Genomic DNA, 22410 nt, shown 5'->3' on the forward strand with positions numbered 1-22410 from the left:
GAATTAAAACTTAAAATTATGATTGAGTTAGAAAGTGGTACAGTGCAATAAAAATAAAACCTGCAGGAATTAGGATCGAATACCATTTTCCTAAAGTCTTGATCATCGGCGTATATTTCGGATGTCTCGCCCCGATTGACTGGAACGACGATTGGAAACCGTGTGCCAAGTGTAATCCTAATAGAATAAAGGAAATCACATAAAGTACAACACGCCAAAGTTCACTGAATTTATGGTGAAGCTCGCCCCAGAATCTCGTCATATCATTTGGATCGCCATTTCCGGGAACATACTTGTAATTCATCTCGTGCAGCCAGAAGTCATACATATGCAGACCAAGAAACGCAAGAATTACCGCGCCCGAAATAATCATATTTCTCGACATCCAGGTTGAGTTGGCCGCAGAACCATTCACCGCATATTTTACCGGCCTTGCTTTGTTGTTCTTTATTTCGAGCACAAACCCCATGATGAAGTGAAACATCACCGCAAAAACAAGGATCGGCTGCATCAGAAACTGAACCGCGGGATTATATCCCATGAAATAGGACGCACCGTTGAACGCGTTTTCGCTGAAAACGGAAAGCATATTAACCGAAAGGTGCATCACAAGAAAAATCAGCAAAAACATTGCAGACAATGCCATTGCATACTTTCTACCAATAGTAGAACCTGTAAATCCTGCCATAATTTATTTTTAAATTGAATTCCCACAAAGTTAAAAAAATGTTAAGGTATATCCCAGTGAGAAAAATCAGAATTGATTAGTTTGTAATGCTTCTAAATAAGATATCCACGATAGATGCTTAGTTTTTCTGCTTTAGATAATAGCGTTTCCCATTGATATCAATGTGTTCTACGTTGGCGGGAATTTTCTTCACTTCAAAATTAGTGGTCCGCCTCGAAGTGAGGTACGGCTCCATCACATAAGTCGAAAGTTTTTCCAAATCCAAACCTTCAGGAACAAGAAACTGAACTCGGTCTTTATTCTTAATGGAAATTATCCTTTCCTTAAAATATTGATGACCCAAAACCTCATCCAATCGTGCAGCGCGGTAATTCAACATTATTCTCAACGCAATAAAAAGCAAAAGAAAATAAACCAACCGTGAAACATTTTTGATATTAAAATTCAAAATGGCAAACCTTAAGAAATACACCACGATGAAACCCACACCAACTTCCAGCAATGTCATTGGAATCATTTTATGGAAGGCGAAATCGGTGTCGGCAAAGAAATGAATCGTCTTCAAAGTCCAATTAACCACAAAATCATAGATCAGATTCAGCCAGTCGCAACCTACAGAAAAAGCGATCAAAACCGTCATTAATAAAGCAAAAATAATCAGGATTTCCGCAATCGGAATAATGACGAGATTCGCAGGAATCGAAATAAAGCTCCACTGATGAAAGTAAAAAATCACCAACGGAAGTGTCGCAATCTGCGCCGCAAAACTGATCGAAACCACATTGACCATAAAATCCTGGAATCGGTTTCTTGGTTTTGGCAAATATTTCAGGATCGGTTGGTTCAGCCAGAAAATCCCAAACACCGCCGCAAAACTCAGCTGAAATCCCACATCGTATAGTTGGTTCGTGTCATAGATGAGAATTGCGAAAGCAGCAATTGCCATCGCGTGCAGCAAATCGGTCTTTCTTTGCAGCAACACATATATATAATAGCACGAAATCATAATGCAGCTGCGAACGACCGAACTACCATAATCGATAAAAATCGCAAAAGCCCAAATCAGCACCAACGAAATCACGATTTTGAAATTCCTGAATTTCGGCGGAAAAATCGGGTTCAATACCAACAGAATCAGCCAGAAAATAATCGCCATATGAGATCCAGAAATCGCCAGAATATGCATCAGTCCAGACTTTGAGAAATCCTGAACCGTTTCCTTATCCATTTCGGTACGGTCGGCGAGAATGATTCCCTTTGTGAATTCGCGGGTTCGCTTGCTGAGATTGGTTCGGTCGATTTTGGCTAAAGTTTCCAAACGCTTTTGTCGGATTTTTTCGGCAAAAGTGAGGTCGTTTCTTTTTCCTTTCTGATAAGAATTGGGAAGGTAGCTTTGAAAATAAATACCGCGTCGCGACAGATATTTCCCGTAGTCAAACTGAAAATCGCTGTACGGTTTCTGAATCCTGTTCAAATAAGCTTGCGCTTTGTAATAATGGTTGAAGTCGAGTTCCTGCTCCTCTTTCGGCATCGAAAGCACGCTATGAAACGGCTCCTTATTCTTCCACGCGCTGATTTCGTAGCGGCGGTTTTTCTCGTTGGAGTTCAGTTTCCCGTTGATTTTAAAATAGATGAATTCCTTTCCCTGAAGTTGGGGCAGATCTGGTTTTTTCATCTTTAAAGAATGGGCGAAAATTCCCACCGAAAAGAAAAACAGGATCAACGAGATATTTCGAAATTTATGGAAGTAAAAATTCCTGACCAGAAAAACAAACAACGATAAAAAGCTGAAAATCAGAAAAATATAAATCCAATAATCAGCCAAATGAAAAAAATCCTGCAGAAAAATCCCAAGGACAAATGCGGCGCAAAGAATAAGATGCGGCTGTTTTTTCACGTTATGTTTTTGGTAAATTTATCAAATCTCTTTGATAAAAACCAACCGTGAAATCACCCTTTAACAATAATCGCAGCCGCTTTGTCGCTCGCTCCTTTCCCGCCTAACTTTTCGCGGAGTTGGCTGTAGTTATCTAAGATTTGTAATCGTTTATCGCCCTCCAAAATCATTCCTAATTCTTCAACTAAATTTTTCGTGTTGAGTTCGTTTTGAATGAGCTCGGTCACAATTTCGCGATCCATAATCAGATTGACGAGAGAAATATACTTGATATTTTTGATGAGCCGCTTCCCGATTTCATAAGAAATTCTGCTTCCGCGGTAGCAAACGACTTCGGGAACATTCAGCAATGCAGTTTCCAAAGTGGCGGTTCCTGAAGTAACGAGTGCCGCTTTTGAACATCGCAGTAAATCGTAAGTTTTGTTGGAGACGAAATGCACATTCTCGTCCACATATTGTTCGTAGAAACTTTTTGGCAAACTCGGCGCACCAGCGATCACGAACTGATAATCTTCAAACTTCGGACGAACCGAAAGCATAATTTCGAGCATTTTCGAAACTTCCTGTTCACGGGAACCCGGTAAAAGTGCGATGATTTCTTTTTCGTTTAATCCATTTTCTTGCTTGAATTTCTCTACATTCATTTCAGGCAGATCCGAAATCGCATCGAGTAGCGGATGTCCCACAAAATGTGCATCAACACCGTGTTTGCTATAGAAATCTTTCTCAAATGGAAGAATCACGAGCATTTCGTCCACAAACTTTTTAATGATTTCCACGCGTCCTTCTTTCCACGCCCAAAGTTGCGGGGAAATATAGTAAACCACTTTAATTCCCAGTTTTTTTGCGAACTCCGCAATGCGTAGATTAAAGCCAGGATAATCCACGAGAATCAAAACATCGGGTTGAAAATTTCTGATATCTTCTTTGCAAAGTCTGATATTTCCAAGAATGGTTTTCAGGTTTTTCGCCACTTCCAAAAAACCCATGAAAGCAAGCTCCCTATAGTGTTTCACGGGTTGAATACCAGTAACTCTCGTCATCAGATCTCCACCCCAAAAACGGAACTCCGCACTGGAATCTTTCTTGAGAATCGATTTCATTAAATTTGAGGCATGAAGGTCGCCTGAAGCTTCACCTGCGATGATGTAGTATTTCAAATTCTTTCTGTTTATGGTTTAATAATTCGCAAGCCGTTCAAAATAAGAAAGCACATTTCCGTAGCTCATTTTTTTCTGAAATTCTGGTGAAAAAATCTGCGCAACTTTCCTATTTATTTTTTCATACGATTGCGGAGTTCCGTATTCATCGAAGAAATATGGATATCTTGTCTGATCGGGATGTGTTCTGTCATCAAAAAAATCGGCACCGAAACAGATGCTGTTTTCAGCTCCCATTTTTAGGGCATAATCAATGTGAGCGTAGATTTGCTCGGCATCTTCAGGATTGATGAAATATTTCACAAAGTTAATCCCGATCAAACCGCACCGATTTACAATTTCAGAAACCAATTCATCGGGAAGATTTCTGTTGTGTCTAAAAACGGCTCTCATATTCGAATGGCTCGCTATCACAGGAATCCGGTAATTTCTTTGGTCGATGTAATTTAAAATATCGAAAGCAAGTTGGTCGCTTGTATGCGCTAAATCGACGGCGATTTTTTTTCCATCTATATAGTCGAGGAGCAGTTTCCCGTCTTCCTTCAATCCGATATCTGTGAAATTTCCGCCACCGAAACGGTTTTCTGTGTGGTGCGTCAAACCAATATACATCAGCTTTACTTCGGAATTCAGCGTGTCGAAATTTTCAAACATCGTTTCAATCGGCATCTCTTCCTCACAAAACCCGGAAGCGTTTTCCACCGTCGCAATGATTGAAAGTCCATCATTTTTAATATCAAAATTTTCAGGAAAAAACTCACGGATTCCCTCTGTTTGAAGGAGATTTTTGTAGCATCGAAGCTGTTTTTTTACGTATTCCACACTGCCTTTTTCAGTGGAAGAATACATTGCCATCACCTGCATTTTCACGTTTCCCTCAAGAATATTTTTCAGTGAGCACCGAACCTCATCTTGTACAGAAGTGTTGGGCAATGCGAGATATGCCATTAAATCACAGTGCAGATCGATATTTGCATTCATAGTAAACCGCGGTTCGAATTAGGTGTTCGTAAAAATATAGTTCAAATATAATAATATCGGAAATTTTCTTTACCCCGACCCTAAAATGAGGAAAATTTCCCTCAAGATTAACCAGAATTTGACCAGCTCTAAAAGAATTGGCGTAATTTTGCTTCAAAGATAAAATAAAATGGCGGAAGATTTTGAAATTAAAAATAAGGTAGCAGAGAGCGGTTTGGTGAATTTTGACCTTTCACAGCTCGTTCCAAAAGGCGAAAGAAAAGGTATTGACCTCAAAGATTTTCTGTTTCAGGGTTTGATTTTAAAGGAGAAGGATTTCCGTGAGAAAGTTGCCGCGATCAATGCTGAACATTATTCGGGGAGTTACGTTTACATCTATAATTCCGCTGATGCGATCGTTCCGCTTTGGGCGTATTTTCTCTTAACGGCAAAAATCACGGGCTCAGCAAAAAAAATCGTTTATGGAAACCGCGAGGATCTGGAAGTTCTCCTGATGCACAACGCGCTTCAAACCTACGATTTCACCGAACTTACCGACAAACGCGTCTTGGTAAAAGGTTGCTCCGATGAATCCATTCCCGAAAACGCTTACATTGAACTGGTTGAACAGCTGAAACCCTTGGTAAAATCGCTGATGTTTGGAGAAGCGTGCTCGAATGTCCCGATTTTTAAAAATTAACGATGAAAAAAGAAGGGGAATTTTTTGGCGCTGCATTGTTTTTTATTTTTCTTCTTATCTATTATTTGGGGAGTTTCTCCAAAGTGCCCTTCGGCGACGGTATTGGATTTGTAACCGATATTGAAAAGCAGGAATTTGTTTTTTCTACCAACACCTACGCTCATTTTCTTTTTACAAACATTGGGGTATTTTTCCAAAAACTCTTTCCTTTTATAGAAAGTGCAGAAATTGCAAAATTTGTCACAATAACCTCTGCTGCTGGGACCGTGGCGGTATTTTACTGGATTGTTTCTTTTTTAGGAAACTCTTTTTCAGGGTTTTTCGGCGCTGTTATTTTTGGTTTTAGTTTTTCTTTTTGGAAAAACGCTGAAATTGTGGAAATTTATACCCTGAATATTTTTTGCATCGCGCTTTTTATCTTTTTCATTATAAAATATTTAATGGAACGCAGAGAAAAATGGCTGCTGATTGGCTCTGTGATTTTGGGAATAAGCATGTTCAGCCACATTCAGAATATTTTGCTGATTCCTGCATTTCTTTTGGTATTAACCCGTTTTTCAGACTTTAAAACCTCGGTAAAGTGCGTTGCAGTCTTTACGTTTTTTTTGTTTTTACTGTTCCTGATTCCCATTCTTAACAATGAGCCGGTTTCCGGTGTCATTTCTTCCGGAACAGCACTCAGCCAGATCAATTATTCGGGGTTTTTGAAAAGCTTTGTAAGTTCATTTGCGTATCTGTTTTATAACTTCTGGTACTTCACAGTTTTGGCATTTTTTGGTATGGTTTTTCTGTACCGCTCAAATTTCAAAATTTTTATTTTTTTGATTGCAATCGCAGTTCCTGTATATTGTTTTTCTGTATTTTTCAATGTTTCGGACAATTATGTATTTTTTATCCCTTTCAATTTTACTTTTGCCGTATTCATTGCATTTGGCATTTTTGCATTACAAAGAAAAAAATGGATAAGAATGCTGGCTTACACTGCATTTTTGATTCCCGCACTTTATTATGTTACTTTTAAAATCGCGTCGCAAAACGAAAAAGCCCGGGAATTTTCAGAAAAGAAAGAATACAAGGGCGGGCTTCGTTATTATTTACTGCCATGGATGAAAAACAATGTCGGCATTTTGGAATTTACAATTGAAAACCGACAAGCACCAGAAGCAATGTACTGGATGACCCGCAGTGCAAAGGAATTTATTCTCCTGAAAAAAGCAAAAGGATATAATGACAAGCAAATAAAAAAACTTTAATAATAATTTATAAGTCTTAGAAAAATTTACGGCTTATTTTTTGATAAATTTGATGTTCATTTTTTAATCATTATAAAAAAATAAACAAACTATGAGTTTAATTGATTTAATCACAGGTAATGCCGGAAATCAGGTAGCTGCAGACGCTGAAAACAAATTCGGAATCAGCAGAAATCAGGTGATCGCACTTTTGGCGGTTGCCGCTCCATTGGTAATTTCCTACCTCAGAAAAAAATCCCAGGAAAATCCTGCTGAAGCAGATGCACTGAATAACGCACTCGACAGAGATCACGACGGAAGTATCCTGAATGATCCATCGCAAGCCGCAGCGAGACAAGCTGAAGGTGGATCGATTCTTGACCACATTTTTGGGGGCCAGAAAGCGAGCGTGGAAAACCAACTTTCGCAAAACACTGGAATCTCGATGGACAAAATAGGTCCGATTTTAGGAATGCTTGCTCCACTGATCATGGGCTATATCGGCAAAGAAAAACAAGCAAACGGAGTAACTTCAGGAGGTTTGGGAGATTTGTTAGGCGGAATTTTGGGCGGCGCTCAGAATCAGGCACAAGCTGAACCGTCGAATCCTTTGAACGACATTTTAGGACAGGTTCTTGGCAGTGGTCAACAACAGTCATCAGGAAATCCTTTGAACGATATTCTCGGACAGGTTCTTGGAGGCGGCCAACAACAGCAGCAACAACAAGGAGGCGGACTTTTAGGCGGAATCCTTGGAAATATTTTGGGAGGAAGATAAATCCAGAACTAATCCTTCAAGGTTTTTGAAACCTTGAAGGATTATATAAAAAACCGAAGATTATTCTTCGGTTTTTTTCTTTCTCGTTGTTTTTGGTTTTTCCTCGGCAGGTGCTGTTTCCTCTGGCTTCTCAGCTTTCGGTTTGGCTGCTTTTGGTTTTGGTTCAGCTTTTTCGGCTTTTGGCTTTACAGGTTTTTCGGCTGCAGCGGCGACAGGTTTTGCTGATTTTCTTGGCCGTGTTTTACCGTAGCTTCCCGCTTTGCGCTTTCCGCGAGCGGTTTTCTGATCTCCTTTTCCCATAATAAATCGTTTATTTTGTTATTGATTTACACAAAGTTAAAAATATTTTGCAAAACAAAGCGCTTTCATCAAATAAGTAAAAACGAACTTTTTGCTACCGCCCGAAAATCTTATCTTTGCACTCGGATTTTTGAAATGAAGAACAATCCAGTTCTCAAACGATTTCAAACATTTTCAAACGACATCAAACAAAAAATTATGTTTCGCACGCACACCAACGGAGAATTATCGCTAAAAAATCTTAATGAAGAAGTTACCCTTTCAGGTTGGGTTCAGACCATCCGCGACAAAGGTTTTATGGTATGGATCGATTTGCGCGACCGTTACGGGATTACGCAGCTGGTGTTTGATGAAGACCGCTCGTCACAAGAATTGATGGAAAGCGTAAAAAAACTCGGACGTGAATTTGTAATTCAGGTGACAGGAAAAGTCATTGAAAGAGCATCAAAAAATCCAAAAATCCCAACCGGTGAAATCGAAATTTTGGTGGAGAAACTGAATCTTCTGAACGCTTCCGAACTTCCGCCTTTTACCATTGAAGATGAAACCGACGGTGGTGAAGAGCTGCGAATGAAATACCGCTATCTCGACATCCGAAGAAATCCGGTAAAAGACAAGCTGATCTTCCGCCACAAAATGGCGCAGAAAGTGAGAAATTATCTTTCAGATAAAGGTTTTATCGAAGTTGAGACGCCGGTTCTCATCAAATCTACTCCGGAAGGAGCGAGAGATTTCGTGGTTCCGAGCAGAATGAATCCGGGACAGTTTTACGCACTGCCGCAATCACCGCAAACTTTCAAACAGTTATTAATGGTCGGTGGAATGGACCGCTATTTCCAGATTGTAAAGTGTTTCCGTGATGAAGATCTGCGTGCAGACCGACAACCGGAATTCACCCAAATCGACTGCGAAATGGCGTTTGTAGAACAGGAAGATGTACTCGAAATATTTGAGGGAATGACCGCATCACTCATCAAAGAAATTTCAGGGAAAGAAGTTGGAAGATTCCCGAGAATGACGTTCGACGAGGCGATGAGAAAATACGGAAACGACAAACCCGACATCCGTTTCGGAATGGAATTTATCCCCCTGTCTCCCGAAGGGAAAAAAATGGAAAGCGGATTTCCGGTTTTTGATGACGCAGAACTCGTCGTCGGAATTAATGTTGAAAATTGTGCAGACTGGACCAGGAAACAAATCGATGGCTATATTGATTTTGTAAAAAGACCACAAATTGGCGCAACCGGAATGGTGTGGATAAAATACCAACAGGATGGAACCCTCACTTCCTCTGTGAATAAATTTTTCAATGAAGATGCTTTAAAGAAAATTGCAGAAAAATTCGGTGCAAAACCAGGCGACCTGATGTTTGTAATGAGCGGCGACACCTACAAAGTGAGAACCCAGCTTTCGGCATTGAGAATGGAACTCGGCAACCAGCTCGGATTGAGAAAAGGTGACGAGTTTGCTCCGCTTTGGGTCGTTGATTTCCCGCTTTTGGAATGGGACGAAGAAACCGGTCGTTACCACGCAATGCACCATCCTTTCACTTCTCCAAAACCTGAAGATATTCACCTCCTGGAAACCGAACCTGGAAAAGCGAGAGCCAACGCTTACGATATGGTGCTGAACGGAAACGAAATCGGTGGCGGTTCTGTAAGAATTTTCGACAAAACTTTACAGAGCAAAATGTTCGACTTGCTCGGTTTAACCAAAGAAGAAGCGGAATCACAGTTTGGATTTCTGATGAACGCTTTCAAATACGGAGCTCCGCCGCACGCAGGTTTGGCTTTCGGTTTTGACCGTTTGGTTGCGATTCTCGACGGCAACGAGGTGATCAGAGATTACATTGCTTTCCCAAAAAACAATTCCGGAAGAGACGTGATGATCGATGCGCCGAGTGCGATCGCGAAAGAGCAGTTGGATGAACTTTCTTTGAAAGTGGAAACGAGGGAGTAAACTGTTGCAATTGATGCAGTTGTTGCAATGGTTACAATGGTTTTTAAGTTGTAGCATAAAATTCACTCGAAGAAATTCACTCGAAGAAATTCACTCGAAGAAATTCACTCGAAGAAATTCACTCGAAGAAATTCACTCGAAGAAATTCACTCGAAGAAATTCACTCGAAAAATTCATTCCGAAGTAAATTATTTCGCTCTTAATCTCTCCTTAATCGCTTCAATATTTTTCTTTGCTGAATCTTCAAGGATTAAAGAAGCACTCATGTGGATTCTTTCGGGCATCAGCTGTTCGAAATGCTCCGTTCCTTCCCACGAAACTTTTTTGATTAAAGCCAACGCATCCGAACTTCTTGAAGCCAATTTTTGAAGAAAATCAAAGATTTTTTCGTCCATTTCCTCGATCGTATGCGAAACCGAATGAAACACATCATGCTTTACGAACCAATCCGCAGTTCTGAAATCGGCGTCGATCGACATGGCTTCATGCGCGGACTTTCCGATTTTCCTTTCGACATAAGGTCCGATGACGAATGGTCCGATTCCCAGATTCAGTTCGGTTAAAGCCATCGACGCATCTTCAACCGCAAAACAGTAATCCGCAGCACAGGCAATTCCGACGCCACCACCAGTCGTTTTTCCCTGAACACGGACAATCACAAGTTTGCCGCAACTTCTCATGGCATTCAACACTTTTGCAAAACCCCCAAAGAATCTTTTGGAAGTTTCCAAATCCTGAATTTCTAAAAGTTCGTCGAAACTTGCTCCGGCGCAAAATGCTTTGTCACCAACAGATTTCAGCAAAATAGCTTTTACCTCATCTTTTGAACCTTCATCCAGTATAGTTTGTGCAAGCTGTTCTAAAATATTTCCCGGCAATGAATTGCTTTTCGGGGTTCCGAAAGTAATTTCGGCAATTTGATTTTTGATTTCTGATTTTACGAATGGTTCCATAAATTTATCCTCACCCCAACCCTCTCCAAAGGAGAGGGAGTTTTTAGGGCATTTTATTTTAAATCTTTTCTAATTTCCTAATCTCTTAATCTCCTAATTTCTTAATTGTTAAATGCTATGAGATATTTATCTATATACAAATCCTTCTCCTTCGATTTATATTGTTGAATATATCGCGGATGTTCCAACACAGTCATTTTTTCAAACAGCTTTTCCCGCTCGTTGATTTTTTTGAGAAAAGTAGCGTTTTTTACACCCAAAACAAAAACTTCGGAAGTATCCAATCCTAAACTGATATGTTTTTTGAGCGATTCTATCATAAAATCTTCGACACAGTTGAACAATTCCTTGTCGTCGTAATAATTCGCATTTAGGTAAACTCCGCTTTTTCCTTTTCTTGTGATTGCCAACGGAAACGGCGAATTGATGTAAAATTCAGAATAAAATTTTTCTGCTCCGCCAAATGCTTCTATCATATCATATAGAAAAACCGACGAAACTTCGTGAGTTCGCGCAGATTTCATTTTAATTCCACAATATTTTTCCAAATTTTTGGTATCGGTGAACGGAACGCCTGTAACTCCTGCTCCATGACGACTCGGATTGATACCGATCAAAAACTTTCGCGTTCGGTTGTCGCTGTAGAATTTGTCGTAAAACTGCTTCATTACAACCATTGTTTCAGGATTATCCAAAAACGGATTCATCACCTGAAAATCCTGGGGGAGTTTCCCGCTGTATTTCAGGTTTTTGTTGAAGGAGATGACTTTTTGGGCGAAGGTTTTATTCATCTATTATTTAGATAGCGTTCCTAAGGAACGCATTTACAAACTTTAAACTTTATTTTTACACAGATTGCTTTCCTATGGAATGCTCCGTTTATCGTTAATTTTTTCCTACGCAGATTGCATTCCTACGGGAATGCCTTCAATCGATCTTCAAATATTTCTAAACAGATTACATTCCTACGGAATGACCTTTTCTTCTATATTTTTATTCTAAATTTACCACTAATTAGTATCATTTTCTTTTAATTTTAGTGCGTTGGTGGATTCCGTAGGAATCTTATCTGTGTAGGAATAACATTGGATTGCGATTTAGGGCACTCCGTAGGAGTGCTATCTTTTTCAAAAATAGTTAAAAGTCAATCATAAAATTCAAATAAATATTCATCCTTAAATTCAATTTCAAACGCCTTCAACAATGCTGAATATTCTTCTTTAAAACTTTTCTTCTTGTGATGTTCTTCCTGATTTAAAACATAATTCACCACTTTATCTTTTTGACTTTTAGAATATGAAAATGCTCCATAACCTTCCTGCCAGTTAAATTTTCCTAAACAAAGTCTGTTATCATTAATGAAGTTTGAAGATTCTATTTTTGTAGTTTTCACTAATTCCGGAATGGTAATCTGCAAATTTTTATAACTGAAAAAGATATGCAAATGGTCTGGATTTGCATAGATTGCTAAAACTTTCTGTTTTTTATTGTTGAAAATTCCACATATATATTTTTCGATTTCGTCACGAACGTTGGAAGATATTTTAATATCCCTTCCTTTTGTAGCGAAGATGATGTGCAAATAAATTTGTGTGTATGTGTTTGGCATCTATTTAAATTTTCTAAAAAATTATTAAAGATAGCGTTCCTACGGAACGCCCTTATCCTGCGCTAATTATATTTCTACACAGATAACATTCCTACGGAATGTTCCAAACGCCTTCTCTTTATACAGTAAATTGATAAATTGCTACATTAGTAAATTGTTAGATTAAATTAAACTGTTCGAAATGATATGTAAAATGCTTCCTGTGAAACAACTCCCACATTTCTTTATTTATGGTATGGAATAACGGATGTGCGTGTTCTGCTTTCGGATTTTCTCTGTAATAAATCAAAAATTCCGTAAGCGTTTCCATAAATTTTTGTTTGGCTTCATCCAGATTTTTATATCTCAGCGGTGCATTTTCATTTTCCGGTAATTCTTCATATTTCAAACCTCTCGAAATAGGTTTATTTTTATACAGCCAATCGTGAAGTTTTTCAAGTTGTTCTTCGGATTGCTCACGAAATGGAGCTTCAGTTTTCCCAATAGCAAAATGCATAAAATCTTCAAGATGTTCCAGCATATTTTGCGGCGTCATAATTCCAAATTCAGGTTTTGTATTAGCGGTTAAACCGTTCAGCATTTTCTGAATTTTCGTTTTGTTGAGTTCGATAAATGGCGATTTTTTCGCTACCAAAGTTAAAATCGTTGCCACGCAAACCACTTCTTCACGCTGATTCACAACCTCGACCAACCATTTTACCACGCCCGAAGGAATATTTCTGCCCTTCACGCCACGGTTGATTTTTTCTTTCGCCGTCAAATAAACCGTAATCGTGTCGCCGGCATAAACGGGTTTGAAGAAACTTGCATTTTCGAGACCGTAATTTGCGATAACCGGGCCTTTTTTTCCAGAAACAAATAATCCCGCCGCCGCTGAAAGAATAAAATATCCGTGAGCAACAGGCTTGTCGAAAATGGTTCCGTTCAGGGAAGTTGCATCGGTGTGTGCATAGAAATGGTCCCAGGAAACATTGGAGAAATTCACGATATCTGCTTCTGTGACGGTTCTTCCAGCCGTTTCGAGCGAATCGCCGACTTCCACTTCTTCAAAATATTTGTGGAACGGATGTTTATCGCTGTATTTTTTCTCTGCACCTTGAGTGTAGATTTTGGTAATCGCCGTCAAAACATCGGGCGAACCTTGGATTGCCGTTTTCTGTAAAAAGAAATGAAGCCCGTTCAAACCGCCCATTTCTTCGCCACCTCCCGCTCTTCCGGGACCGCCGTGCATTAAAGTTGGCAACGGTGAACCGTGACCGGTAGATTCTTTTGCGTTATCGCGGTTCAAAACGAAAATTCTTCCGTGTGTGGAAGCCATTTTCCAGGAAGTTTCGGCTACAAATTTTTCGTCGTGGGAAATAATAGAACCCACCAAACTACCTTTTCCTCTTTTTGCCAATGCAGCAGCTTCTTCTGCATATTTATACGGCATCAAGGTAGAAACCGGCCCGAACGCTTCCACTTCGTGAGAAATATTTTTTTCAAACGGTTTATCGTTCAAAAAGACTTTTGGCGAAATGAATGCTCCACTTTCAAAATCAGCATCTACCAATTCGTGCTGTCCGTCGTATATAAGTTCGGTTTCGGCTTTCAACTGATTGATTTTTCCCTGTAAAACTTCGAGTTCTTTCTTCCCGACGATACTTCCCATTCTCGTTTCACGGTTCAAAGGATTCCCGATTTTGGTTTGATCCAATACTTTTGAAAGCGCGTTCTGAACCTCGCCAATCAAATTTTCAGGAACGATAATTCTGCGGATTGCGGTGCACTTTTGTCCGGCTTTCGTGGTCATTTCGTTGCGAACTTCCTTGATGAACAAATCAAATTCCGGCGTTCCGGGTTTAGCATCAAGTCCCAAAATCGAGGCGTTCAAAGAATCGGCTTCCTTGTTGAAACGAACGGCATTCTGAGAAATCGAAGGCAGGGATTTCAGTTTTCTCCCTGTATTCGCAGAACCGGTAAACAAAACGGAATCACCATCCTGAACATAATCCAGAATATTCCCCGGCTCACCGCAAACCAACTGAAGTGCGCCTTCCGGAAGCAATCCACTTTCAATCATATCCTGGAAAACGGCATTGGTAAGGTAAGAACCGGGTGTTGCAGGTTTTACAATACTTGGAACTCCCGCCAACAATGAGGTCGAAAGTTTTTCCATCATTCCCCAAACCGGAAAATTGTAGGCATTAATCTGAACGGAAACACCTTCACTCGGCGTTAAAATGTGCGTTCCGAGATGTGTTCCGTTGGCCGAAATTTTCTGAACATCGCCATCCACCCAAAACGGTGTATTGGGCAACATTCTTTTCGCCAAACCGGAATAGGTAAAAAATGTCCCGAAACCGCCTTCAATATCCACCCAAGAATCAACATGCGTTGCACCGGTTTTATAGGAAAGTTCGTAGTATTTTTTCTTTCTCTCGAGAAGATATAATGCGATATTTTTCAGCATTTCGCCACGGTCGTAGAAAGTCATAGAAGACAAGTTTCTGTAACCAACCGTTCTTCCGTAATGCAGTGCTTCTTCAAAATTAATTCCGTCGGTATCGGAAATAGCGACGAGTTCACCGTTAACGGCATTGAAAAGTTTAATTCCTTCTCCTGTTCCTTCCTGCCATTGTCCGGCGATATAGTTTTTTAGTTTCATTTTTTTTAATGTAACAATTTAGCAATTTACCAATGTAGCAATTATCTGATGATTAATGCATTTCGTAAAAAGTAAGTTGGGTCTTTGTCCTAAAAATAAGTTGTGGATAAAGCCAATTCGTTTCGTTACTTTTTTTAAACGGGCTAAAGCCCGTTCCTATTGATCCGCATCTCTTTTTTCGTCAAATTGATTATGTTTTTTCCGAGGGTTAAGATACGGAAAATTTGAGTTTGTACTTTATTTCAAAATAACAACAAGTTTTATTCTTTCTAATAATTATTGAGCGTCCTGTGTCTTTAGAATTATGATTTTCTTAGCGAGAACGTCAACCAGTAGGAGGAAAAGAAGAAGTAGAAATCCCGAAAAAAAACGATATTCACCTGGAGCAGGAAAGAAAAAAACTTCAAATAAAGATTGGCGAAAAGAAACATTGCTAATAGTTTCGTCCATAAATCTTTAGTAAAATAGAAAATACTTGCAATGCATAAAAATGCTGCAACTGATATTTTCTTGAAACTTGACAAACCATCTATCAGTATTGCCCTATATTGACTGAAAGAAAATTCTGCGGGATCTGAAAGATATCTACGACGATAAATAAATGTATCGTAAAACACATCGTTCCATCCAGGATATTTGTTAATTTTTAAGATGAGGATGTACATCAATAGAATTGTGACGCCAGAAACAAAGCTTAGCCAATGTATTTTTTTCTTAGTGATGAAATCGTACAGAAAAACAGTTCCAAAATAGCTTAAGGTGAAAATTACCATATCCGGTCTTGTAAAAACCAGTAAAAGTAATACCATACACTGAATCAAGAAATTTTGTTTATCTAATATTACATAAAAAAACCAAAGCATCAGTAAGATCGTCAACATATCAGGAGATGGGATTGTCGCCAAAAATCGAAATTGCGGAATAAGAAGCAGACCCACAGTAAACAAAAATGACAAAATTGTTTTTTCCGGAATTATCTTGTTAAAAATTGAAAAGAGAAGAAATCCGAAAATAAAAAACGAAATTAGATTAGGCAAGAATACTGAAAGTGGCGCAATAATACCTAAGTTACTAAAGACAAAAATCAGCGCCACAAACAAAACTTTGAACGAGTAGTATGGTATCTGTTGGATAAATGCTTGTGGGTTTTGTGAGATGAAACTTTTCCAATCCCGAATATGTTCGTCTTCTCCATTTTGAAGAACATTAACTCCAGTCATGTTATCATATGAAGCCGCGGGAGCTTCGCTCCTTATAGCAGAATATACATCATTCTTAAGTTGGACATTATCGACTGGTGAGTCTACAATGAAACTACTTCCCAGATATCCAGGCATATCCCAACCATAACTTCTCTGCTAAAAATTATGATAAAAAAGCAAAACACTGACAATTAGGAGCAAAAAATAATAAATTTTAACTGAATTAATCATGTGAAACAAGGAGTTTAATCATAACGTTGAGCAAGTTACGGATTTTGATTTTTCAATAAACAAAAAACCCTTTCTTTGCATGACATAGAAAGGGTTGTATGAAAAATTTTTGAAATATTGGAAATTTATCTCGCGTTCATATCGACATAGTCGCGTTTTTGTGCGCCTTGGTAAACCTGTCTTGGTCTTCCGATTGGGTCGTTTTTCAGGCGCATTTCTTTCCATTGTGAAATCCATCCCGGTAATCTTCCCAAAGCGAACATTACGGTGAACATTTCTGTTGGGATTCCTAAGGCGCGGTAAATGATTCCTGAGTAGAAATCCACGTTTGGATAGAGTTTTCTGCTTACGAAGTATTCGTCTTCCAGCGCCACTCTCTCCAACTGCATTGCGATATCGAGTGCTTTATCCTCGATTCCGAGTGCGTCGAGAATATCGTCTGCAGCTTTTTTGATGATTTTCGCACGTGGGTCGAAGTTCTTGTAAACGCGGTGTCCGAATCCCATCAAACGGAAATTATCGTCCTTATTTTTTGCTTTCTCTACATATTTTGCAACGTCTCCGCCATCTTGCTCAATCATTTCGAGCATTTCGATTACTGCCTGGTTTGCTCCGCCGTGAAGCGGTCCCCAAAGTGCAGAAATCCCTGCAGAAACTGAAGCGAACAAACCTGTGTGTGCAGAACCAACCATTCTTACTGTGGAAGTGGAACAGTTTTGCTCGTGGTCTGCGTGAAGCATCAATAATTTGTCCAAAGCATCTACTACAACAGGATTCATCACAAATTCTTCGTTTGGACGACGGAAGCACATTTTATAGAAATTCTCCACATAATTCAGGGAGTTGTCTCCGTGGTTAATTGGGAATCCCATTTTCTTTCTGTATGTCCACGCGCAAAGGTGTGAGAACTTTGCGATCAGCATTTCTGCAGCGTGGTCCAAATCTTCTTTGGAAGAAACATCCACCGCTTTCGGGTTGAACGCCGTCAAAGCAGAAGTGAGTGAAGAAAGAACTCCCATCGGATGCGCAGAACGCGGGAAAACGTCGATGAGTCGCTTCATTTCGTCAGCAACGTAATTGTATTTTTTTATTCCTGCATCGAATTTACCAAATTGGTCTTTGTTCGGCAATTCACCGTGAAGCAGCAAATACATCACCTCGGTGAAGTTGGATTTTTCTGCAATCTGCTCGATTGGGTAACCTCTGTAATACAGCTCACCCTGATCACCGTCGAGGTAAGTAATTTCGCTGATGGTTGCTCCGGTGTTCTTGTAACCAAGATCGAGTGTGATTAAACCGGTTTGGTCTCTGAGTTTGGAAATATCGATTCCACGGTCGCCGAGCGTGCTGTCGATGATCGGATATTCATAAGAATTCCCGTCGTAATTCAATACAACTTTATTGTCTGACATTTTATAATTTATTTTTCTACTAATTTATGAATATTGAGAGATAACCGCAAATAAATCAATGCGCTATTTGTTATTCATACAATATATTTTTTCTATTATCTCTTAATTTTAAAGGCATCCAATCCCGGAAAGATTGCGGTTTCGCCTAACGCTTCCTCGATTCTGAGGAGTTGGTTGTATTTCGCCATTCTGTCGGAACGTGAAGCAGAACCCGTTTTGATCTGTCCGCAATTGGTTGCTACAGCAAGATCTGCGATGGTTGCATCTTCAGTTTCTCCTGATCTGTGCGACATTACCGCCGTGTATTTGTTATGTTGCGCCATCTGCACCGCATCCATGGTTTCGGTGAGGGATCCGATCTGGTTTACTTTTACAAGGATCGAGTTGGCGATATCTTCTTTGATACCTCTCGACAAACGCTCCACATTGGTCACGAACAAATCGTCGCCCACCAACTGAACTCTGTCGCCGATTTTGTCGGTCAGCATTTTCCAACCGTCCCAATCGTTTTCCTGCATTCCGTCTTCAATGGAGATGATCGGATATTTATTCACCAACTGCTCAAGGTAAGATGCCTGCTCAGAACTGCTGAATTGCGCCGCATCCGGAGTCTGGAATTTTCTGTAATCGTAGATTCCGTCTTTATAGAATTCGGATGAAGCACAGTCGAGCGCGATCATCACATCGTCTCCCGGTTTGTAGCCAGCTTTTTCAATGGCTTTTAATAAAGTATCGAGTGCGTCTTCGGTTCCCGTAAAAGTTGGGGCAAAACCTCCTTCATCACCTACTGCAGTTGACAATCCTCTGTCATGAAGGATTTTCTTAAGGTTATGGAAAATCTCCGTTCCTTTTCTTAAAGCGTGGGAAAACGAATCTGCTTTTACCGGCATAATCATAAATTCCTGAAACGCGATCGGCGCATCTGAATGGGAACCACCGTTAATCACGTTCATCATCGGAACAGGAAGCGTGTTGGCGTTTACTCCACCCACATATTTGTACAGCGGCATTCTGAGTTCGGTAGCTGCAGCTTTTGCGGTAGCCAATGAAACACCGAGGATTGCGTTGGCTCCAAGATTTCCTTTGTTGTGCGTCCCGTCGAGATCGATCATAATCTGGTCGATGAAGTTTTGGTCGTACACAGGAAGTCCAACCAATTCGGGAGCGATGACTTCTCTTACATTTTCAACAGCTTTCAGCACACCTTTTCCTAAAAATTCGGATCCGCCGTCGCGAAGTTCAACTGCTTCGTGTTCTCCTGTAGAAGCTCCTGAAGGAACTGCAGCACGTCCCATTGCGCCGCTTTCGGTAAATACATCTACTTCGATGGTTGGGTTTCCTCTGGAATCCAGAATCTGTCTTGCTTCAATGTAAGAAATGTAACTCATTATATTTTGTTTAAAGTTTGAAGTTTAAGGTTGTTCCAAGTTTCAAGATTTGAGTAAAAAAAAATGACTTGATATTTTCCAGTACAAATTTAGTTAAAATTGAGCATTTATTAATGTTTGCAAAAATGATTTTGATAAGGTTTGCGTTAATTTTTGGTTAATTTCCTGGATTTGTTGAAAAGTAATGATTCTTGAAAAAGAAATTGCGTGGATTATCATTATTAAGCTAAAATGAGCGCGAAACTTGGCTATTAAAAACCATTATGAAGCGCTTCAGCAAGTCTAGCTCAATTTTTCGCACCTATCCAGAAAAATTCACACTAGGTCATTCATTTGCCCCAAACCTGTCCGCCAACAAGCAAGCATTTTGCGTCTTCACCGCTATTCCCTTTTTTTTAATGAAAAAAATATGGAGGGCTTACTTATTCAGAAAACCTTTTGAAATTTTAGCCGCATGTTCTAAACTTGGAAGTCCTATTGATTTTCGATTTCGATTTACTTTTGGGTTTTGCAGGAAAGAACAATAATTAGAAGTAAGAGAAAAGTTAGCTTGAAGAAAAGTTTCATCATTTTAATTCTTTAATTTCCTAAATTTACATAATAAACAAATCCAAAAATGAAAAAGCTCACACTAACAATTGCAGCTTTTTCCCTGCTCACGACTTATAGCTGCAAGAAAGTCAATTTTTTGTTTAATTGGGGAAATAATATAACAAATACTTAAGAATATCATTTGAAAAATTCCTTAGATTAAATTTGATACCCTAGTAATTTTCTGATTAGATAAAAGAATCTTTCAATCAACCGCAAATCTTGAGTGACAATTTCTGCATTACCTTTCATCTCCTTATCGAACGGGAGTGTTTTGTTATAAGAAGTCTTAAGTCCTTTCGGCAGAAGAACGTCGATATAGTAATTTCATTTATAGTCAGGTGTCAAAGAAATATTTTTAACCCGTCCTTCCACAATTCCAAATTCCTGATAGCGGAAGTTGTAGAGCTTTATCAACACTTTTTGCCCTGACGAAATTTTCCCAGAGTTGGTTGCCGGCACCAACATTCTTCCAACGATTGCAATCTCATTTTTTATCCGGCTTATTAATAAAATTAACATACTCTCGTAAATCAAGCAAGTCGTTATTAAATCGTAGTTGGTCAAGACCTTGAGGATTTTCAACAGGACTTGTCTCCATTTTACCTGTTAATGAATTGATTTGCATCTGTGTTCCATAGATTTGCTTTTTTCCTTCATTAATTTTGATCCTGTCTATAAGGTATGTATAATATCGTGGTTTTATGTTAGGAAGTGGAGAAGAAAACATTTGTAAAATTTCCTTTTGAAAAGCGAGATCAGAATCACTATGTTGCGCAACAAACCAAATGGTTTCAAGTAACTTACAATCACAATCATTTTCTGCTATTTTCTTAATTCCAAATTTAGACAAAGCTCGTTTGATGTCTTGCCTATTTTGATTATCATTATTTGTTATCACAGCCATTATACTATCTATCTCTTTCTTTGTTCCAGTAAAAAAATTATCGGGTAAATTCCTATAATACTGATCTTTATACAGTATCTCCGTAAAACTAATGCGAAGACTATCATAATCAGGAGTTGTTTTGCAGGAAGTTAATTCATTATAATAGGATATCGATGATGAGTCTAATGAACATTTATTGATTTTAGAAAAGTTATTTTTAATATAATTATTAGCAACTGATAGATACTTGTCGTTTTCAGAAATTTTCATATAGTTTAATACTCTTGCTTTCTTATTTTTGTCAAGGTATTCAATATTTGGAAATAGATGCTTAAAGGTGAAGTCGGCTAGCTTTTCCTTCTCATCATTTATCAGGTAAGCATCCGCAATCCTAAAATATTCTTGCACTCTCTGTCTTTCATAGTTTAAATTAGTACAATTAATTATGATAAGAAAAATAAATATAATATTAAATGATATCTTCATGATTTATTATTTTAGAAATCGGAAATTTTGGAGGAAACACCTCATATCCATTTGTTTGAAATATGTTAGAGCTGCTACAAACATAAAAGTCTTCTATAACAGATTTTGAGATTTTTGATCTTCTTATAAACCAATGAGATAGTGGGAAAGAAGGTTTTCTAAAATTAAGCTTTTTTTTCATGGTGGGTATTTGTTAATATTTTTCCAACTTTTTTTTCTAAAAAATAATTACAAGGACGGGATACCATTCCGAACTGACCTACAGGATTTATTTCTAAAAAATAATACTCCCAGTTTTTAGTCACAATCATATCAATAGAACATGTAATTAATTTTAATTCTATAATCATTTTTCTTAATTTTTCTTCAATATTCCTTGGAAGTTTGTAAGGAACAAACCGATTAGGTCTTTGAAAATTATAATCTCTGAAATCCAGTCTTGTCTGTTTATCATTTTGAGAAAATATTGCCATTGAATAAAATTCTCCGTCACAATAAAAATTCTCAATTCAAATTTCTTTTCTATTTCTTCCTGAATTTTAGAGGGGAAAAAATTATCTGCATTATTTTTTAAAAATTTAATTCGACTTGTATATAAAGTAAATATCTCTTTATTATAGTTGTATGATGTTGCTTCTCCTATCGCTTTTGTTATTAATTGTTTATTTCCTAATTTTTTTTTTGATGTGTTTGGTCGAGTTCGTCACGACTGTGAAAGGAACTTTTAATCCATATTTTATCGCGATGCAAATATTTTTTAGCTTATCTATTCTTTGAGAATATTTATTAACCCATAACGATTCTAAGAAAAAGTATTCGAAAAAAAAGTATATGCGACCTAATTCACCCATTAAGTGAAGTTCTAGCGTTTTGTCACTACCATATGTATTGAAAAATGGCACATTATCAAACACGCTTTCATCATAAGTTCTTCTAAACCATACAGTTTTAACTTTATGTGGATTAATAATATTATCTTTAAATTCGAAAAAACTACTATTAATTTTTAAATTGAAATCTGAAAAAATTAAATCTTCACCATTGATTCTAACAATATTTTCTATATTGCTAGCAAATATCCAATCCATAACGTTGTCAGTTGTAGTTTCTCCCTTGTCTTTACTAAAAATAACAATATAACTCATGATTATATAAGTACGTTATAAAAAAACACACAAAAATGTGTGTTCTAATTAATAATTCTTACAGTTAATAATTATACCATTGGAGCGACCCAATCATATCTCACTCTATCTACAGTATAACAACCGCACTGAGTTTGGGTTGCTTCATTGCGATAAGTATCGCCAAGTGAGGCGCGCCAATTA

At 38.4% G+C, this 22410-nt stretch carries 19 protein-coding genes; 4 read left to right on the forward strand and 15 right to left on the reverse strand.

Features of this window, described 5'->3' with window-relative positions; genetic code table 11:
• Positions 1–16: 16 nt before the first annotated feature.
• The 4 genes from MTP09_RS12240 to MTP09_RS12255 form a co-directional block, all read right to left on the reverse strand.
• Entirely contained in the window at positions 17–688 is a 672-nt protein-coding gene (locus MTP09_RS12240) for a succinate dehydrogenase cytochrome b subunit (RefSeq protein ID WP_243548630.1), read from the reverse strand.
• Positions 689–806: 118 nt separating this feature from the next.
• Complete coding sequence (locus MTP09_RS12245; protein WP_243548631.1) at positions 807–2585, reverse strand: ComEC/Rec2 family competence protein; 1779 nt, start codon at positions 2583–2585, stop codon at positions 807–809.
• A 53-nt stretch (positions 2586–2638) separates the two neighbouring features.
• On the reverse strand, positions 2639–3745 hold the full coding sequence (gene lpxB / locus MTP09_RS12250) for a lipid-A-disaccharide synthase (protein WP_243548632.1): 1107 nt from the start codon (positions 3743–3745) through the stop codon (positions 2639–2641).
• Between the two features lie 18 nt (positions 3746–3763).
• Positions 3764–4726 (reverse strand): dipeptidase, encoded by a 963-nt coding sequence (locus MTP09_RS12255; protein ID WP_243548633.1) that lies wholly within the window; start codon positions 4724–4726, stop codon positions 3764–3766.
• Positions 4727–4895: 169 nt separating this feature from the next.
• Here MTP09_RS12255 and MTP09_RS12260 point away from each other — a divergent pair, with 169 nt between their 5' ends.
• From MTP09_RS12260 to MTP09_RS12270, 3 genes are all read left to right on the forward strand, one after another.
• Entirely contained in the window at positions 4896–5405 is a 510-nt protein-coding gene (locus tag MTP09_RS12260; RefSeq protein ID WP_243548634.1) for a DUF2480 family protein, read from the forward strand.
• 2 nt (positions 5406–5407) lie between these two features.
• A complete protein-coding gene (locus MTP09_RS12265; protein WP_243548635.1) occupies positions 5408–6658 on the forward strand; it encodes a protein O-mannosyl-transferase family in 1251 nt (416 codons plus the stop codon).
• 91 nt (positions 6659–6749) lie between these two features.
• Positions 6750–7415, forward strand: a complete 666-nt coding sequence (locus MTP09_RS12270; RefSeq protein ID WP_243548636.1) for a DUF937 domain-containing protein — start codon at positions 6750–6752, stop codon at positions 7413–7415.
• Positions 7416–7475: 60 nt separating this feature from the next.
• Here MTP09_RS12270 and MTP09_RS12275 read toward each other — a convergent pair whose 3' ends face one another.
• The gene (locus tag MTP09_RS12275; RefSeq protein ID WP_243548637.1) at positions 7476–7715 is read right to left on the reverse strand and encodes a 30S ribosomal protein THX; all 240 of its coding nucleotides are present in this window, start codon (positions 7713–7715) and stop codon (positions 7476–7478) included.
• A gap of 198 nt (positions 7716–7913) precedes the next feature.
• On the opposite strand from MTP09_RS12275, the gene aspS reads away from it, so the two are divergent.
• A complete protein-coding gene (gene aspS / locus MTP09_RS12280; protein WP_243548638.1) occupies positions 7914–9674 on the forward strand; it encodes an aspartate--tRNA ligase in 1761 nt (586 codons plus the stop codon).
• Positions 9675–9862: 188 nt separating this feature from the next.
• Here aspS and MTP09_RS12285 read toward each other — a convergent pair whose 3' ends face one another.
• From MTP09_RS12285 to MTP09_RS12330, 10 genes are all read right to left on the reverse strand, one after another.
• Positions 9863–10627, reverse strand: a complete 765-nt coding sequence (locus tag MTP09_RS12285) for an enoyl-CoA hydratase/isomerase family protein (RefSeq protein ID WP_243548639.1) — start codon at positions 10625–10627, stop codon at positions 9863–9865.
• Between the two features lie 101 nt (positions 10628–10728).
• Positions 10729–11418, reverse strand: coding sequence for an SMUG2 DNA glycosylase family protein (locus MTP09_RS12290; RefSeq protein WP_243548640.1), 690 nt, complete (start codon positions 11416–11418; stop codon positions 10729–10731).
• A gap of 353 nt (positions 11419–11771) precedes the next feature.
• Positions 11772–12236 carry a transposase gene (locus MTP09_RS12295; protein ID WP_243548641.1) on the reverse strand — a complete coding sequence of 155 codons (465 nt, stop codon included), beginning with the start codon at positions 12234–12236 and terminating at the stop codon, positions 11772–11774.
• A gap of 157 nt (positions 12237–12393) precedes the next feature.
• Positions 12394–14883, reverse strand: coding sequence for a phenylacetic acid degradation bifunctional protein PaaZ (gene paaZ / locus MTP09_RS12300; protein WP_243548642.1), 2490 nt, complete (start codon positions 14881–14883; stop codon positions 12394–12396).
• Positions 14884–15185: 302 nt separating this feature from the next.
• Complete coding sequence (locus tag MTP09_RS12305; protein WP_243548643.1) at positions 15186–16220, reverse strand: hypothetical protein; 1035 nt, start codon at positions 16218–16220, stop codon at positions 15186–15188.
• Positions 16221–16441: 221 nt separating this feature from the next.
• A complete protein-coding gene (locus tag MTP09_RS12310; protein WP_243548644.1) occupies positions 16442–17728 on the reverse strand; it encodes a citrate synthase in 1287 nt (428 codons plus the stop codon).
• 95 nt (positions 17729–17823) lie between these two features.
• Complete coding sequence (gene eno, locus MTP09_RS12315; RefSeq protein ID WP_243548645.1) at positions 17824–19116, reverse strand: phosphopyruvate hydratase; 1293 nt, start codon at positions 19114–19116, stop codon at positions 17824–17826.
• 1078 nt (positions 19117–20194) lie between these two features.
• The gene (locus MTP09_RS12320; RefSeq protein ID WP_243548646.1) at positions 20195–21082 is read right to left on the reverse strand and encodes a DUF6624 domain-containing protein; all 888 of its coding nucleotides are present in this window, start codon (positions 21080–21082) and stop codon (positions 20195–20197) included.
• A gap of 164 nt (positions 21083–21246) precedes the next feature.
• Positions 21247–21555: an ATP-grasp domain-containing protein gene (locus MTP09_RS12325; RefSeq protein ID WP_243548647.1), complete on the reverse strand. Its 309-nt coding sequence runs from the start codon at positions 21553–21555 to the stop codon at positions 21247–21249.
• 189 nt (positions 21556–21744) lie between these two features.
• Entirely contained in the window at positions 21745–22227 is a 483-nt protein-coding gene (locus MTP09_RS12330; protein ID WP_243548648.1) for a hypothetical protein, read from the reverse strand.
• Between the last annotated feature and the right edge of the window lie 183 nt (positions 22228–22410).

It is taken from the genome of Chryseobacterium suipulveris (genome assembly GCF_022811685.1).
Lineage (GTDB): Bacteria > Bacteroidota > Bacteroidia > Flavobacteriales > Weeksellaceae > Kaistella > Kaistella suipulveris.